The organism is Pseudomonas sp. QD4 (genome assembly GCF_049199125.1).
Taxonomy (GTDB): Bacteria; Pseudomonadota; Gammaproteobacteria; order Pseudomonadales; family Pseudomonadaceae; genus Aquipseudomonas.
Window position 1 is genome coordinate 258,733 of the sequence record NZ_JBLZOM010000006.1, and the last position, 14,493, is coordinate 273,225.

Here is a 14,493-nt window from a genome sequence, read left to right on the forward strand (position 1 = left end):
GTGGGGGGGGGGGGGGGGGGGGGGGGTGGGTGCGGGGTGTTGCTGCACTCTTGCTTCTGTGCCGCCCCCCGCCCCCCCCCCCGCCCCCCCCGGCCCCCCCCCCCCCCCCCCCCCCCGGGCGGCGCTGGGTCTTCCAGGCGCCGTGTTGGTGCCGGCGGATTGGGAGCTTCTTAGTAGTGATACCACTTGAGTTCCAGCATCACTTCGTTGACCGGTGTGGCCAGCTGGCTGAATTCGCGCTGGGCACTCAGGCGCAGGCCGAGGTTGCGTGACAGTTCCCATTGCTGGTTGAGGCTCAAGCTACGGCGCACTTCGCCGTTGGTGAAGTAGTCGCCCTTGGCCTCGACGCTGAAGTTGCCCAGCGGGTTTTTCCACAGGAGCCCGGAGTTGAACCCGGCCGCGGGGGCGATAAAACCGGCGAAGTCGTTGTTGTGTTCGATGCGCACGGTGCCCAGGGCAAAGCCCAGGGTGTTTTCGCCCAGTTGCCAGGTGCCGCCGGCACCGCCATTGACGTGGCTGACCAGGGTTTCATCGTCATGCTTGCCGGGCACTCGCTCCAGGCCGCCGGTGACCTGCCACGACCAGGGTTGCAGCAACTCGTTGCGCGGGGTCAGGGAGCGGATGGTCGCAAGATCCAGTTGCTGCAGTTGCCAGTGATTGCCTTCGTACTGGCGCAGTTTCATCTGCAGGATCTCGATCTGTGCGCCCAGGGGGAAGCCTTCGGCGTTGTCATTCAGATCGTGGTAGGCCATGCGCAGGCCATACTCGCCAAACGCCTGGTCGCCCCGGGTGCCGATGCCGGCCTGCCAGGTGCGCGACTCGTGGCCATCTTCCGGCAGCCCCGGCCGCTCGATCTCAAGCTCCGGCGCCGGGTTCTGATTGATCGCCCGCAACAGCTCGAAGCTGCGTTGTGAACGCTGTGGGTCGCGCTCCTGGCCGTTGGCGCGGTAGCGCTCCAGGCGGTAGGCCGCGTCGATGATCAGGGCCTGGCGGTCCCGTGGTTGGGCCTTGAAGGCTGGGTCCTGCAGTTGCTTCTGATCGGCACTGACCTTGAGCACCCAATCCTGCTCGGCACCCGACAGCGGTTGCGCGCGGCTCAGCAATTCACGCTCGCGGGACGGGCGATAGTCGATCTTCTCCACCAGCCCGGCTTCTTTCACCGCCTTGACCGTATCGGTAGGGATCGCGGTCAGGGGGAACTGCTCGGTCAGTTTCAGGCCGGGGCGCGCCACCTGCAGCAATTCCAGCAGGCGATAGGAGCAGTTTTCGTCGAAGAAAAAGTAATCGAACTGGATCTGCTTCAGCTCCCAGACATGCTCGACCATGCGCTCGGTCTCGACCTGGGTCAGGTTCAGCCGGTATTCCCACAGGTCGCGGTTTTCCAGGCTGCGGTATTCCGAGAGTTTCTCCTGGTAGGGGACCAGGGCGAACAGGCCCGGATAGCCGCCCATCAGGCCTTTCCAGGCGTAGAGGATGCTGTTGTCCGAGCCTTCGATATAGGCCCCGAAGTTGATCGCGTAGCTGAGCAGGGCCGTGTTGTTGCTTTGCACGTCGGCCTGGTCGATGCGCAGCAGGGTGTGGCCGAACATCGAGGATGGGCTATTGAGGTAGGCCGCCGGGAAGATCATCACCGCGCTGTGGGGCGCGACATCCTTGAACCACTGCTTGAACTCGCTGCAGTCCACCGCCGGCAGATCGTCCAGCTTGAGCTGCGCCTTGAGCCAGCGGGTGCGGGCCGGATAAACGCATTGGGCGTGTTTCTCGCCGGCGCTCGCGGGGGCGTAGATCGCCTCGAGGGTGGCCTTGAGTTCTGCATCGGGATGGTGCGCGCCATCGGCGGCGAGAAAGAACTTCTGGTCGCTGACATAGCTGCGCCAGCCGCCGAGCTTGCCACTCTCGTAGTGCCCCAGGGAGATCCAGAACGGATCATTGGCCAGTTGCTGCAAACGTTGATTGTCGATATGAGGCGCGGCATACAGCGGGGCGCAGGCACACAGCGCCAGATAGGCAAGGCGTTTGAGCATGGTGGGCAACTTAAGTCGAAAAAAACAAAGACCCAAAGGGGGTTAGGTCGAAAAAATAAAAAGCCCGCCCCCAGGGGGAGCGGGCGTTGCGAGCTTAAGCCGGGGTAGCGTATTTAGCCAGGCGCGTGTCGCTTTTCAGCACGGCCAGGGTATTGGTGTGCACATCGTCCGCCGTCACGTCAGCTTTGCTGAAGATCTGCTGGAAGTGCTCGTGGGTGACTGCGGCGAAGTGCGCGCGATCTTCCGGAGCGACACCCAGTACCACAGCGTAAGTGGTCAGGGCTTCGCCTTGGCCTTTTGCCATGTCTTCGGACAGTTCGTTCATCATGCCATTCATGGCAATCCAGGATTTACCGCCATACGTCAGCGCGGCGTTGGTCGAGCAACCGTTGGTACCGGACGTCATACCGAACGTGGCGTTACCGGAAGTGCCGTTGGTGGTGGATGCCAGGAAGTGTGCTGGGGTCCCACGCTGACCTTCGAACAGCATGTTGCCCCAGCCGCAATCCGGACCGCCTGGCGCCTGAGCCATGGCATTGATGGAAACAGCGGTGAAGAGAGTACCGAGAAGAATCCGTTTCATAGCTTTGTTCTCTTTGTGTGCAAACCAATGGACAAGGGGGTCTGGCCCATTTCTGCGCCAGTGGGCCGGTTATTAGTCCAGCCGCGCAGTTTGGAGTTTAGGCAGGTTCCAAGGGTTCCGTTACTTTTTACAAAACATTCATGCATATGAAGGTTTTTTTCCCGTTCACCCAGGCTTTTACGTTTGTCTATGCTTTCGCCTGAGGCGCGCCTTGCCAGCCGGGTATACCCGGCGCCAGAATGCCGCCATCTGCCCCGCCTGATGTAAGGAAGCCCGATGCCTGATCCTGTTGCTGCCAGCTTGCGTCTAGCGCCCGAAGCGCTGACCCGTCCGTTTTCCGCTGAACAGTTCAGCTTCTCGACCACCAATGATCTGGAGCCCTTTCGCGGTGTGCTTGGCCAGGAACGTGCTGTTGAAGCGCTGCAATTTGGTGTGGCCATGCCACGCCCCGGTTACAACGTGTTTGTCATGGGTGAGCCCGGCACTGGCCGGTTTTCTTTCGTCAAACGCTACCTGAAGGCTGAAGGCAAGCGCCTGCAGACCCCGGCGGACTGGGTCTACGTCAATAATTTTGATGAGCCGCGCGAGCCCCGAGCCCTGGAATTGCCGTCGGGCACTGCCGGTGCTTTCGTCGGCGACATCAACGGTTTGATCGACAACCTGCTGTCGACCTTTCCGGCAGTGTTCGAACACCCGTCCTACCAACAGAAGAAAAGCGCCATCGACCGTGCGTTCAACCAACGCTACGACCGCGCTCTGGATGTGATCGAACGCCTGGCCCTGGAAAAGGAAGTCGCGCTGTACCGCGACAGCAGCAACATCGCCTTTACCCCGATGAGCGAGGGCAAGGCGTTGGACGAAGCGGAATTCGCCCAGTTGCCCGAGGCTGAGCGCGAGCGTTTCCACGAGGACATTTCAGCGCTGGAAGAACGCCTCAACGAAGAGTTGGCGAGCCTGCCGCAATGGAAGCGCGAGTCGAGCAACCAGTTGCGCCAGCTCAACGAAGAAACCATCACCCTGGCCCTGCAACCTTTGCTGGCGCCACTGTCGGAAAAGTACGCGGAAAACGCAGCGGTCTGCGGGTACCTGCAAGCCATGCAGGTTTACCTGCTGAAAACCGTGGTCGAGCAACTGGTCGACGACAGCAAGACCGACGCCGTGGCCCGCAAGCTCCTGGAAGAACAGTACTGCCCGAGCCTGGTGGTCGGTCACCCGGCCAGCGGTGGCGCACCGGTGGTGTTCGAGCCGCATCCGACCTATGACAACCTGTTTGGCCGGATCGAGTACAGCACCGACCAGGGCGCGCTTTACACCACTTACCGTCAACTGCGGCCGGGCGCCTTGCACCGGGCTAACGGTGGTTTCCTGATTCTTGAAGCCGAGAAGATGCTCAGCGAGCCCTTCGTCTGGGATGCCCTCAAGCGTGCCCTGCAATCGCGCAAGCTGAAGATGGAGTCGCCATTGGGCGAGCTCGGGCGCCTGGCCACGGTGACCCTGACACCACAAGTGATCCCGCTGCAGGTCAAGGTCATCATCATCGGTGCGCGGCAGCTGTACTACACGCTGCAGGACCTGGATCCGGACTTCCAGGAGATGTTCCGGGTGCTGGTGGACTTCGACGAAGACATCCCGATGGTCGACGAGAGCCTTGAGCAGTTCGCCCAGTTGCTCAAGACCCGTACCTCGGAAGAAGGCATGGCGCCGCTGACTGCCGATGCGGTGGCGCGCCTGGCGACTTACAGCGCACGCCTGGCCGAGCACCAGGGGCGTTTGTCGGCGCGCATTGGCGATCTGTTCCAGCTGGTCAGCGAGGCCGACTTCATTCGCCACCTGGCCGCCGATGAAATGACCGATGCCGGGCATATCGAACGCGCCCTCAAGGCCAAGGCCACTCGCACCGGCCGAGTGTCGGCGCGGATTCTCGATGACATGCTGGCCGGGATCATCCTGATCGATACCGACGGTGCCGCTGTCGGCAAGTGCAACGGGCTGACGGTGCTGGAAGTGGGCGATTCGGCGTTCGGGGTTCCCGCGCGGATTTCGGCGACGGTCTATCCGGGCGGCAGCGGTATCGTCGACATCGAGCGCGAGGTTAACCTCGGGCAGCCGATCCACTCCAAGGGGGTGATGATCCTCACCGGTTACCTGGGCAGTCGTTATGCCCAGGAATTCCCCCTGGCGATCTCCGCCAGTATTGCCCTGGAGCAGTCCTACGGTTACGTCGATGGCGACAGCGCGTCCCTGGGCGAGGCTTGCACGCTGATCTCGGCGCTGTCCAAGACGCCGCTCAAGCAATGCTTCGCCATTACCGGCTCGATCAACCAGTTTGGCGAAGTGCAGGCGGTGGGCGGGGTCAACGAGAAGATCGAAGGCTTCTTCCGTCTCTGCGAGGCGCGCGGCTTGACCGGGGAGCAGGGCGCCATTATTCCTCAGGCCAACGTCGCGACCCTGATGCTGGATGAGAAAGTGCTGCAAGCGGTGCGTGCCGGGCAGTTTCATGTGTATGCGGTGCGCCAGGCCGACGAGGCGTTGAGCCTGTTGGTCGGCGAGCCTGCCGGCGAGCCGGATGCAGATGGGCAGTTCCCGGAAGGCAGCGTCAACGCGCGGGTGGTGGAGCGCTTGCGGGTGATCGCGGAAATGATCAGCGAAGAAGACCTCAAGGAAGCCGAAAAAGAGCTGGCGCAACAGGCGCTGGCTGAAGCCAAACCGGTCTGACCCAGACCTGCGTCGCGGGCTTTGTCCCGCGTCGCAGCGTCAGTCGGCTGGCGTCAACTTTCGCCAACAGACCATTCGGCGCCTGTTTATCCGGTCAACTTTGCTTATCGGGCTTTTCCTCTATTCTCAGGGCAAGGAGAACGACAGTCGTCACTGGATCGCAACAGTCTTCCGACGAAGGCTGAACACCGGATCTAACGAGGGTCGCCGCCATGTCGCGCAACCTCTGCCTTACCCGCCAATGCCTGGGCCTGGTCACCCGTATCGAATGCAGCGTTCGTCCGCTGGCCGGCGATACCGGAATGTGGACCTTGCTGTTCGCCGCCGGAATGGCCGGTGAACAACCTTCTGCCATCAAATCCCAGGGGCCTTTCTGCGGTCCGGTGGTGGCTGAATCCATACTCGACTCGATTGTCGAGAGCCTCACCACCCACGGTTACCAACTGGCCGATGACCCGCAGATCTGGTGCCTGCACCTGCAAGCCCAACTGCGCCAGATCAACGGTGATCGCGGGCGCAACTCCGGCGACTTCCAGTTCCACCCCGAGCACTGAACCCTACTGATCGGCCCGAGGCGGTTCGACTTTGTCGAGCTTGACCTCAAAGCCATACTCGACGGGGTTGAGCTCGGTGCGTTGGTAGGTCTCCAGTTCTGTTGGCTGACCATAGAAATAGTGCACGTCGAACAGCGCCGGGCCGGTGGCCGATGCGCCGTGGCTGACGGCAAAAATTTCCTTCAGGTATTGCCCCGTGTCGTCTTTGGCGTAAAAGCGCCAGGCGTCGGCGGGAAACTGCGCCTGGTCGACGATCAGCGCATTGCCTTTGAGCTCCAGGCCCTTGGGCAATTGCTGGGTCTTGAGGGTGTTTTTCTCGATGCTGGCCAGGAACAGCGGTATAGAACCGACGGCGTAGGCCGGGGTCTCCGGGAACAGGTTGAGGTCGTAGGTGATGGTGCCGCGCAACGGGTCGATCTCGAGGGCTTCGGTGGGCAGTTCGATGGGTTCGCCGCGCTTGCCCTGGGCGCCCTGGGTGAAAAATGTCACTGGGGTATCGCCGGTATTGAAGGACGAACCCAGCAGTTCGTCATTGAACGTGCGTGGGTGATCGAATTCGATGCGCGCGGCACTGGCATCCTCCACCGACTGGCTGATGCTGACACTTTTCTTCAGGGTGTCTTCGTCGAGGTCCGCGGCTTTCAGGTAGGTCGCGGCCTGGTCGTCATAGACCACGACCGGCATCGGCAGCGGCCGGATGTTCTTGTCGGTGCTCATGTGGTCGAAGCGCTGAACCGGCAGGTCGAGATCCTTGCGGGTAATGCTGGCCTGGGAAAAGTCGAAAACGCTGACCTCCAGCTTGTCGATTACTCCGTTGAAATAGACCTTGGCGTAATGGCTGGTCTGCTGTTCGTCGAACGCTTTTTGCTCGGTTTCGAGCTGCCGTTCGAAATCGTCGCTCCAGGCTTTCTGTTTCTTCATTTGCGCCAGTTGTTGCTCATAAAAGGCCACTTGCTGGGCGCTTTCGTTGAGTGAGCCGGCGCGCGCCAGAAACTGCCCGCTGGTGTCTCGGGCCTGGACCAGCAACGGATTCGGCGAGGTATCGCTGATCTGCTCGGGCAGCGCGGTGCTGTTGCGCATTTCGATCTCGGCCCAGTTCTTGTCCAGTTTGAGCAGGGTGACCTGAATATTGTCCTCGGTGCGGGTCTTGCCCAGGTCGGCCTTGCTCAGCTCGAAAGTCTGTACCCGGCGCGGCGCTATGACTTCGACCTTGCCCTGCAGGCTGACCGGTTGAGGCTGGTTCTTGTTGGCGACTTCCAGGCCCTCGATGAACGGGTAGGTCACCGTCAGATCGTCGGGGTTGGTGAGGTTGGAACTCGACGGGCTGAGCTGAATACCGGGGTCGGTTTCCGACCATTCAGGCTGGAAAGGGATGACTTTTTTGTTGCTCAAGGTTACGGACTGCCATTCCAGGCCATGGGGAAAGGGGAATTCGGCGGGCATGGTGAAGCTGAAGGGGAACACCGGTTGCAGGTCGGTCAGGTAGTCGGAACTGGTGGGTTTGCGCAGCACGAACAGGCCATTGATGTAGGTGTCGACCAGGGCTTGCGGGCTGGGATAGTGCTTGAGCAGCGCCAGGGCGTCGTCGGCGTACTCGGTATCGATGGGTTTGCTTTGCAGTCGTAGCTGGGCGCGCTCCAACAGCAGCAGAGAGCCGCCCAGGTCGGCAATGGCGCCTTTGAGTTTCGGGTCCTGGATAGCGTCCAGGGACTTCTCGAATTGCGCGGTTTTCTCTTCGAGGCTGACCTGGCGCTTCTCTTCACTGGGTGAGCAGCCGCTGCCGAGCAACAGCGCCATGCACATTCCGATACTCGCCAGAGGCAATCGCAAATCCATTTTCCAGTCTTCCTGTCCGATGTCAGTGAGCGGCGTGAATGGTTTCGACACTAGCAGAAAAAACACGGCGACAGACCCGCAGGTTGCGGATTTGTCGGTGGTTTATGGGCTCGGGGACGGCTGATATACTCGCCGCCGTTTTCAAACTTCGTGTGAGATCCAATGGAACGTTTTATCGAAAATGCAATGTATGCCTCACGCTGGCTGCTGGCGCCGATCTACTTCGGGCTGTCGCTGGGCTTGCTGGCGCTGGCATTGAAGTTCTTCCAGGAAGTCTTCCACGTTATCCCCAACGTGTTCTCCATGGCCGAGTCGGACCTGATCCTGGTGCTGCTGTCGTTGATCGACATGGCACTGGTGGGCGGCCTGCTGGTGATGGTGATGATTTCCGGTTACGAGAACTTCGTTTCCCAACTGGACATTGATGAGAGCAAGGAAAAGCTCAACTGGCTGGGCACCATGGACTCGTCGTCGCTGAAGATGAAAGTGGCGGCGTCGATCGTGGCGATTTCCTCGATTCACCTGCTGCGCATCTTCATGGACGCCAAGAACGTCGATCCCGAGCATCTGAAGTGGTACGTGATCATCCACATGACCTTCGTGATCTCGGCGTTCGCCATGGGTTACCTGGACAAGCTGACCAAGCACTGATCGCTCAAGCGCCGCAGTAACCGAACCGCCCGGATGTTGCAAACGTCCGGGCGGTTTTGTTTATGGGGCTGGCGAGTTTCAGGCAGTGGGGATCAGGGGACTTCCGGAGCGTGCAGCTTGACCTCGAAGTCATACTCAAAGGGCGTGACGTCTACCAGTTGATAGGCTTCGACGGTGGTGGGTTGCCCGTAGTAGTACTGCACCTGGAACAGCTCCTCGCTCTGCTTGCCTTGATGCTGGACCTGGTGGAATTTCTTCAGGTAGCGGCCACTGCTGTCCTTGGCGAAGAAGCGCCAGGCAACCTGCGGGAACGGCGTGCTCTGGATGATCAGGGCGTTGTCCCGCACGCTCAGACCCTGGGGCAGGGCGCTGGCTTCGAATAGGCTTTTTTCAACCTTGGGGTGAAGCAGGGTCATGGTGCCGGTGGCATAGGCTGGTTGCCGAGGCAGCTCAGAGGGGCTGTAAGTAATGCTGCCGCGGAAAGGGTCGAAATCGAAGGTGCGCAAGCCCATATCCAGCAGTTCGCCACGGGTGTTGAGTGCGCCCTGGGTATAGAACTCCAATGAGCGCTGAAAGTCGTACCCAGCCGCCGACCAGGCGAAGGGCGCGTCGGAGTGAAAGAGGATTCGGGCGTATTGGGCGCTGACCGCTTCTGAGCTGACACGAACGCTCTGGCGCATCTGTTCCTGGCTTATGGCATAGCGACGGGTCTGCTCGGCGATGCTGTCGTCATGCACCACGGCGTGACCCGGCATGGGCTGCAAGGCGTTGCCAGTGATCCATTCCTTGAACGAATAGACCGGGGTTTTCAATGCCTGGCGTTGCACCTGGGCGGTGGAGAAGTCCAGGGCGGTGACCTTGAGGCTTTCCAGTTCTCCGTAGAAGGACACCTTCTTGTAGTGACTGCCCCGGGCCTGGCGCCAGGCGTCCAATTGCTGCTGTTGTTGGTTGATAAAGGCCGGGTCGTATTTTTTCTGTTGCAACAGTGCCAGCAGTTGCTCGTCCTCGAAGTCCAACTGTGCCTGGGGCTTGGTGATCGCGTGGGAGGCTTTCAAGTAGTTGCCGCCCCGGTCTTGAGCCTGGATCAGCAGCGGGTCCAGCTGCATGTCTGCGAACTCGGCACTCAGCGGGGCACTGTTGACCAGCTCGAACTCGGCAAAGTTTGGCTCGGCCTTGAGCAGCTTCACACTCAGATTGCCCTGGCTCTGGGTACTGCCGACGTCACCACGGGTGAAGCTGAACACCTTGACCTGGCCGGGAACCACCGTTTGCGCAGTACCGTTCAAGGCCACGACTTCGGGGGTGTTCTCGGTCCGCTCTTTATCCGGGTAGATGAGTTGATAGTGTCCGGGCTTGTGCTGTTCCAGGCGCCGGGACTGAGGGCCGCCTGGGGGCTCCTTGTCGGCTTGCAGGGCGATCACCGATCCGTCCTTCAAACTGGCCGACTGCCAGTCGAGCTCGGTCGGGAACAACGGTTCGAGTGGGCCTTTGTTGAACGGCGAACTGAGATCCATGTCGATTTTGCGGAAGACGATAGCGTCATAACTCTTGAAGAACAGGCTGGCCAGCCAGTGCCCGGCCGCATCGGCGGGAACCGGGTATTGCTCGATGAGGTCATTGGCGTCGAGGCTGTGTTCGACCTTCCAGGCTGAGTTCATCCTCAGCAAACCGCGCCGCTCGTCGTACCAGGCCTGCAACTGAGTGATGGCCAGGTTTTCGAGTGTCGAGTTGGGCAACTCCCTGGCCTGGGCGATGCGTTGATCGAAGGTTTGTTCCAGGCGTTTTTCGGGGCTGAGCTCGACGCTCAGGTACAGCGCCAGGACGCCTGCTGCGAGGAGGCCGATGCCGGTGGCGACGCAGGTCATGAGTTTCATGGGCGGGCGCACTTTTTCAGGGCGCGTGGCAGGTCAACATCCATTTGCAGAGATCCATTGGCGTAGAAAGGGCTGGAAAGCGGCGGCGACACTAACAGAAAACCCGGGCCTTTTCCTTTTGCCGATGCCTGCTCCAAGTGCTGCGCCGTTGGTCCAGATCGAGAGACCGGCGCTTGTGCTTTTATCGCGCCAGGCATATGCCTGTAGCGTCACGGGCCTGAATTGCACGAGGTGGGTTTATGAACCTGCAAGAAATGAATGCCTACGCCATCGCCGGCAAGGTCGATGAGTTGAACCTGATTTCTCTGGAAGGCGGCATCTATCTGCTGGAGGCGCGCATGCATGGGGCGGCCTACCCCCTCAGCGACGGCCATGGGCAGATGTTCCACCTGCGTTCGGTGGAACATGCGCGTCAGGTGTTGCAGGCGTTTCCGACATTGCCGTTCAACCTTGTGCACACCTCGGTGCATGACGAAATGTGCGGCCTATCTGCCAGCGCCGAGGAAAGCCTGAAGGTGCCACTGGCGTTGCGTTCGGCCTGATAGCGCCATACGCCCCCCTGATCTTCGCCAGGGCTTCTGTGCTAGTCTGCTCGCCCTTTTGGTTCCGGGCGCCCCGGGATGCGCTGTGCACACACGGCAAGTTCCCGAGCCGTCCGCACAGCGGAGCAGTTCCATGTCCGAAGTAAATCTGTCCACCGACGAAACCCGCGTCAGCTACGGCATCGGCCGTCAGTTGGGCGACCAGCTGCGCGACAACCCGCCGCCGGGCGTGAGCCTGGACGCGATCCTGGCCGGCCTGACCGACGCTTTTGCCGGCAAGCCAAGCCGTGTAGGCCAGGACGAGCTGTCCGCCAGCTTCAAGGTCATTCGCGAAATCATGCAGGCCGAAGCGGCCGCCAAGGCTGAAGCAGCTGCAGGCGAAGGCCTGGCTTTCCTGGCTGAAAACGCCAAGCGCGATGGCATCACTACCCTGGCTTCCGGCCTGCAATTCGAAGTGCTGACTGCGGGCGAGGGCGCCAAGCCATCCCGTGAAGACAGCGTGCGTACTCATTACCACGGCACCCTGATCGACGGCACTGTGTTCGACAGCTCCTACGAGCGCGGCCAGCCTGCAGAGTTTCCGGTGGGTGGCGTGATCGCCGGCTGGACCGAAGCCCTGCAACTGATGAACGCCGGTAGCAAATGGCGTCTGTACGTGCCGAGCGAACTGGCTTACGGCGCGCAAGGCGTAGGCAGCATCCCGCCGCACAGCGTCCTGGTGTTTGACGTCGAGCTGCTCGACGTACTCTAAGTCGTAGCGAATGCGGGAGCCGGTTCGCCGGCGATGCAGGCGGCGCGGTTCAGCCTTGAACCCGTGCGCATGCCATCGCTGGCAAACCAGCCCCCGCAGGTTTTGCAGTGACGCTCATACCTGAAACTTGCTGCTGAGTTCTGACGCCGGGCGCAAGGCTCTGGCGTAACAGAACAAAAACAGGTTGCGCACCAGTTCCTTGAGCACCATCGGCTCGCTGGAACTCAAGCCGTTGAAATCCAGGTCACCCTGGTCCTGCAGCTCGTTCAGAGCCTCTTCTTCCAGCACCGCACAGACTTCCCCGGTTTCCCGATGAAGGATTCTCAGGTAAGGGTGTGGGCGATCCAGCCACGCGTCGATCAAATAAGTCATGGTTCTCATCTCCTTGATGGGTTCAATGAGAATAATTCTTATTCAATGAATAGCAAGTACCTATTGGCGGTTTCTGCTTTTTTCTAGGCAGAAATTGCTGTCGATCAACTCGACTGGCCTTTTGCTATTGGGAGGGGATTAGTGGGGGATGAGGCGGGGAGATGGCGCCATCCCGCGTAGTACGCGGGATGGGCAGGGGGATCAGACCTTGCGCACGAACTCTGACTTGAGTTTCATCGGGCCGATGCCGTCGATTTTGCAGTCGATGTCATGGTCGCCATCGCACAGGCGAATATTCTTGACCTTGGTGCCGACCTTGACCACCAGGGACGTGCCCTTGACCTTGAGGTCCTTGATCACGGTGATGGTGTCGCCATCTTGCAGGACGTTACCCACCGAGTCTTTTTTCACGCTTTCATCGGACGCTACTTCGGCTTCGCCGCTGGCGGACCACTCGTGGGCGCATTCCGGGCAGATCAGCTGTGCGCCGTCTTCATAGGTGTATTCGGAATTGCATTTTGGGCAGGGTGGCAACGTGCTCACTAAAGCTCCTTGAGTTTCAGGATGGCTAAAAAGCGCACATTGTATAGGGTTTTAGCCGGGAGAGGGGCGGGATGCCCGTTGGAGCCGGCTGGCCGGCTCCAGTGCATGCGGGGGGTCAGTGCGTGCGGGCGACCGCGAACTCGCTCAGCTCCACCAGCGCATCGCGGTATTCGCTTGGCGGCAGGGCTTCGAGGCAGCTGATGGCGCGGGCTACGTAGTCGCGGGCCAGTTGTGCGGTGTAATCCAGGGAACCCGAGGCTTCCACGGCAGCGCGGATGCTTTCCAGGTCTTCGATGCCGCCTTTCTGGATCGCCTGGCGAACCAGCGCGGCCTGTTCGGCGGTGCCTTCGCGCATGGTGTAGATCAGCGGCAGGGTCGGCTTGCCCTCGGCCAGATCGTCACCGACGTTCTTGCCCAGGGTCTCGGCGTCGCCGCGGTAGTCCAGCAGGTCGTCGACCAGTTGGAAGGCCACCCCCAGGTGATCGCCAAAGGTGCGCAGCGCTTCGCTTTGCTCCGGCGTGGCGCCAGCCAGGGCCGCGGCACTGTGGGTCGACGCTTCGAAGAGCATCGCGGTCTTGCCGCGGATGACTTCCATATAGGTTTCTTCGGTGGTGCTGGCGTCACGGACTTTCGACAGCTGCAGCACTTCGCCTTCGGCGATGATGCGGGTGGCTTGGGAAAGAATCTTCATGACCGGCATCGAGCCCAGCTCGACCATCATTTCGAACGAGCGCGAGTACAGGAAGTCGCCCACCAGTACGCTCGGCGCATTGCCCCACATGGCGTTGGCCGTGGAGCGGCCACGGCGCATGCCGGACATGTCGACCACGTCGTCATGCAGCAGGGTGGCGGTGTGCAGGAATTCGATGGTAGCGGCCAGCAGGCGCATGTCGTCGCCTTCGCGACCCAGGGCCTTGCCACACAACAGCACCAATAAAGGACGCAGGCGCTTGCCCCCGGCCGAGGTGATGTAGTCGCCGATTTTCGATACCAGCGGCACCCGGGAAGTCAGCTGCTTCTTGATGATGCCGTCGACGGCGCTAAAATCGTCCGCCACCGCGCGGTAGAAAGCTTGGGGTTGCATCAGCGAGAGTCGCTCCAGAAGGGTTGCGCGGCATGCTAGGACCCGCGTCCGGGCCTGTCAAGGCGCTATGGACAGGCACTTGCATCGGCTTTGCTCCTTGCGTACAATCGCGCACCCTGAACTTCCTGGGCAGCACCTGCCTTACGCAATTGCACTTGGGCCGTTCCAGCCCCATGCAGCCATGCCAGCCAATACCTCTTCTTATAAAGAGCTGGGTGAGCAGGATTATCGGAGAAATACCATGTCGTACGCAGTAATCGTTACTGGTGGCAAGCAATACAAAGTCGCCCCAGGTGAATACCTGAAGATTGAAAAACTGGAAATCGCTACCGGCGAATCCGTAACTTTTGATCGCGTTCTGTTGGTCGCCAATGGCGATGACGTGAATATCGGTGCTCCAGTTGTTGCTGGCGCTACCGTTGTGGCTGAAGTGATCTCCCAAGGTCGTCACGATAAAATCCGCATCATCAAGTTCCGTCGTCGTAAGCACCACATGAAGCGTATGGGCCACCGCCAGTGGTACACCGAGATCAAAATCACCGGTATTCAGGCTTAATTTCAGCCTAATTCCTCACTAGGAGAATTGAACTCATGGCACACAAAAAAGCTGGTGGTAGTACCCGTAACGGTCGCGACTCAGAAGCCAAACGCCTTGGCGTGAAGATGTATGGCGGCCAGGTCATCATTCCGGGCAACATCATCGTGCGTCAGCGCGGCACCCAATTCCACGCTGGCTACGGCGTTGGCATGGGCAAAGATCACACTCTGTTCGCTAAAATCGACGGCGTGATCAAGTTCGAAGTAAAAGGCGCTTTCAACCGCCGTTACGTGAGCATTGTCCCGAAGACTGAAGTCGTCGCGGCATAATTGCGTAGTTGCTGGAAAAGCCCTGTCTCGCGACGGGGCTTTTTCGTTTGTGGGGTGAGTCTCTTGCAAAGCTGTTTGTGATGGGCGAAAGCAGCTG

General features: G+C 60.3%; 14 protein-coding genes. 7 read left to right on the forward strand and 7 right to left on the reverse strand.

Annotated elements, in window-relative coordinates:
• Positions 1-170 precede the first annotated feature (170 nt).
• Both ACOZJV_RS28605 and ACOZJV_RS28610 read right to left on the reverse strand, forming a co-directional pair.
• Positions 171-2,024: a DUF4105 domain-containing protein gene (locus ACOZJV_RS28605; RefSeq protein WP_020296434.1), complete on the reverse strand. Its 1,854-nt coding sequence runs from the start codon at positions 2,022-2,024 to the stop codon at positions 171-173.
• 94 nt (positions 2,025-2,118) lie between these two features.
• The gene (locus tag ACOZJV_RS28610) at positions 2,119-2,607 is read right to left on the reverse strand and encodes a DUF3015 domain-containing protein (protein ID WP_078471752.1); all 489 of its coding nucleotides are present in this window, start codon (positions 2,605-2,607) and stop codon (positions 2,119-2,121) included.
• Positions 2,608-2,883: 276 nt separating this feature from the next.
• Here ACOZJV_RS28610 and ACOZJV_RS28615 point away from each other — a divergent pair, with 276 nt between their 5' ends.
• Both ACOZJV_RS28615 and ACOZJV_RS28620 read left to right on the forward strand, forming a co-directional pair.
• Positions 2,884-5,322: a Lon protease family protein gene (locus ACOZJV_RS28615; RefSeq protein ID WP_421549003.1), complete on the forward strand. Its 2,439-nt coding sequence runs from the start codon at positions 2,884-2,886 to the stop codon at positions 5,320-5,322.
• A 212-nt stretch (positions 5,323-5,534) separates the two neighbouring features.
• Positions 5,535-5,876 carry a hypothetical protein gene (locus ACOZJV_RS28620; RefSeq protein WP_020296437.1) on the forward strand — a complete coding sequence of 114 codons (342 nt, stop codon included), beginning with the start codon at positions 5,535-5,537 and terminating at the stop codon, positions 5,874-5,876.
• Between the two features lie 3 nt (positions 5,877-5,879).
• Here the strand turns inward: ACOZJV_RS28620 and ACOZJV_RS28625 are convergent, their stop codons facing one another.
• Positions 5,880-7,712 (reverse strand): hypothetical protein, encoded by a 1,833-nt coding sequence (locus ACOZJV_RS28625; RefSeq protein ID WP_421549004.1) that lies wholly within the window; start codon positions 7,710-7,712, stop codon positions 5,880-5,882.
• A gap of 162 nt (positions 7,713-7,874) precedes the next feature.
• Here ACOZJV_RS28625 and ACOZJV_RS28630 point away from each other — a divergent pair, with 162 nt between their 5' ends.
• The gene (locus ACOZJV_RS28630; RefSeq protein ID WP_020296439.1) at positions 7,875-8,363 is read left to right on the forward strand and encodes a TIGR00645 family protein; all 489 of its coding nucleotides are present in this window, start codon (positions 7,875-7,877) and stop codon (positions 8,361-8,363) included.
• Positions 8,364-8,455: 92 nt separating this feature from the next.
• Here ACOZJV_RS28630 and ACOZJV_RS28635 read toward each other — a convergent pair whose 3' ends face one another.
• Positions 8,456-10,237, reverse strand: a complete 1,782-nt coding sequence (locus ACOZJV_RS28635) for a hypothetical protein (protein WP_421549005.1) — start codon at positions 10,235-10,237, stop codon at positions 8,456-8,458.
• A gap of 239 nt (positions 10,238-10,476) precedes the next feature.
• On the opposite strand from ACOZJV_RS28635, the gene ACOZJV_RS28640 reads away from it, so the two are divergent.
• Complete coding sequence (locus tag ACOZJV_RS28640) at positions 10,477-10,779, forward strand: DUF6482 family protein (RefSeq protein ID WP_020296441.1); 303 nt, start codon at positions 10,477-10,479, stop codon at positions 10,777-10,779.
• 133 nt (positions 10,780-10,912) lie between these two features.
• Positions 10,913-11,530: an FKBP-type peptidyl-prolyl cis-trans isomerase gene (locus ACOZJV_RS28645; RefSeq protein WP_020296442.1), complete on the forward strand. Its 618-nt coding sequence runs from the start codon at positions 10,913-10,915 to the stop codon at positions 11,528-11,530.
• Between the two features lie 114 nt (positions 11,531-11,644).
• Here ACOZJV_RS28645 and ACOZJV_RS28650 read toward each other — a convergent pair whose 3' ends face one another.
• From ACOZJV_RS28650 to ACOZJV_RS28660, 3 genes are all read right to left on the reverse strand, one after another.
• Positions 11,645-11,902 (reverse strand): hypothetical protein, encoded by a 258-nt coding sequence (locus ACOZJV_RS28650; protein WP_020296443.1) that lies wholly within the window; start codon positions 11,900-11,902, stop codon positions 11,645-11,647.
• 201 nt (positions 11,903-12,103) lie between these two features.
• On the reverse strand, positions 12,104-12,445 hold the full coding sequence (locus ACOZJV_RS28655; protein WP_020296444.1) for a zinc ribbon domain-containing protein YjdM: 342 nt from the start codon (positions 12,443-12,445) through the stop codon (positions 12,104-12,106).
• 115 nt (positions 12,446-12,560) lie between these two features.
• Positions 12,561-13,529 carry a polyprenyl synthetase family protein gene (locus tag ACOZJV_RS28660; protein ID WP_020296445.1) on the reverse strand — a complete coding sequence of 323 codons (969 nt, stop codon included), beginning with the start codon at positions 13,527-13,529 and terminating at the stop codon, positions 12,561-12,563.
• A 241-nt stretch (positions 13,530-13,770) separates the two neighbouring features.
• Between ACOZJV_RS28660 and rplU the strand changes: the two genes are divergently transcribed.
• Positions 13,771-14,085 (forward strand): 50S ribosomal protein L21, encoded by a 315-nt coding sequence (rplU, locus tag ACOZJV_RS28665; protein ID WP_003230856.1) that lies wholly within the window; start codon positions 13,771-13,773, stop codon positions 14,083-14,085.
• A gap of 35 nt (positions 14,086-14,120) precedes the next feature.
• Positions 14,121-14,396, forward strand: coding sequence for a 50S ribosomal protein L27 (gene rpmA / locus ACOZJV_RS28670; protein WP_003215862.1), 276 nt, complete (start codon positions 14,121-14,123; stop codon positions 14,394-14,396).
• The last annotated feature ends 97 nt before the right edge of the window (positions 14,397-14,493 follow it).

Bases quoted from the DNA above. Each gene is read 5' to 3' on its own strand.
- ACOZJV_RS28605 (WP_020296434.1), bottom strand. From the start codon at position 2,024: ATGCTCAAACGCCTTGCCTATCTGGCGCTGTGTGCCTGCGCCCCGCTG.
- ACOZJV_RS28610 (WP_078471752.1), bottom strand. From the start codon at position 2,607: ATGAAACGGATTCTTCTCGGTACTCTCTTCACCGCTGTTTCCATCAAT.
- ACOZJV_RS28615 (WP_421549003.1), top strand. From the start codon at position 2,884: ATGCCTGATCCTGTTGCTGCCAGCTTGCGTCTAGCGCCCGAAGCGCTG.
- ACOZJV_RS28620 (WP_020296437.1), top strand. From the start codon at position 5,535: ATGTCGCGCAACCTCTGCCTTACCCGCCAATGCCTGGGCCTGGTCACC.
- ACOZJV_RS28625 (WP_421549004.1), bottom strand. From the start codon at position 7,712: ATGGATTTGCGATTGCCTCTGGCGAGTATCGGAATGTGCATGGCGCTG.
- ACOZJV_RS28630 (WP_020296439.1), top strand. From the start codon at position 7,875: ATGGAACGTTTTATCGAAAATGCAATGTATGCCTCACGCTGGCTGCTG.
- ACOZJV_RS28635 (WP_421549005.1), bottom strand. From the start codon at position 10,237: ATGAAACTCATGACCTGCGTCGCCACCGGCATCGGCCTCCTCGCAGCA.
- ACOZJV_RS28640 (WP_020296441.1), top strand. From the start codon at position 10,477: ATGAACCTGCAAGAAATGAATGCCTACGCCATCGCCGGCAAGGTCGAT.
- ACOZJV_RS28645 (WP_020296442.1), top strand. From the start codon at position 10,913: ATGTCCGAAGTAAATCTGTCCACCGACGAAACCCGCGTCAGCTACGGC.
- ACOZJV_RS28650 (WP_020296443.1), bottom strand. From the start codon at position 11,902: ATGACTTATTTGATCGACGCGTGGCTGGATCGCCCACACCCTTACCTG.
- ACOZJV_RS28660 (WP_020296445.1), bottom strand. From the start codon at position 13,529: ATGCAACCCCAAGCTTTCTACCGCGCGGTGGCGGACGATTTTAGCGCC.
- rplU (WP_003230856.1), top strand. From the start codon at position 13,771: ATGTCGTACGCAGTAATCGTTACTGGTGGCAAGCAATACAAAGTCGCC.
- rpmA (WP_003215862.1), top strand. From the start codon at position 14,121: ATGGCACACAAAAAAGCTGGTGGTAGTACCCGTAACGGTCGCGACTCA.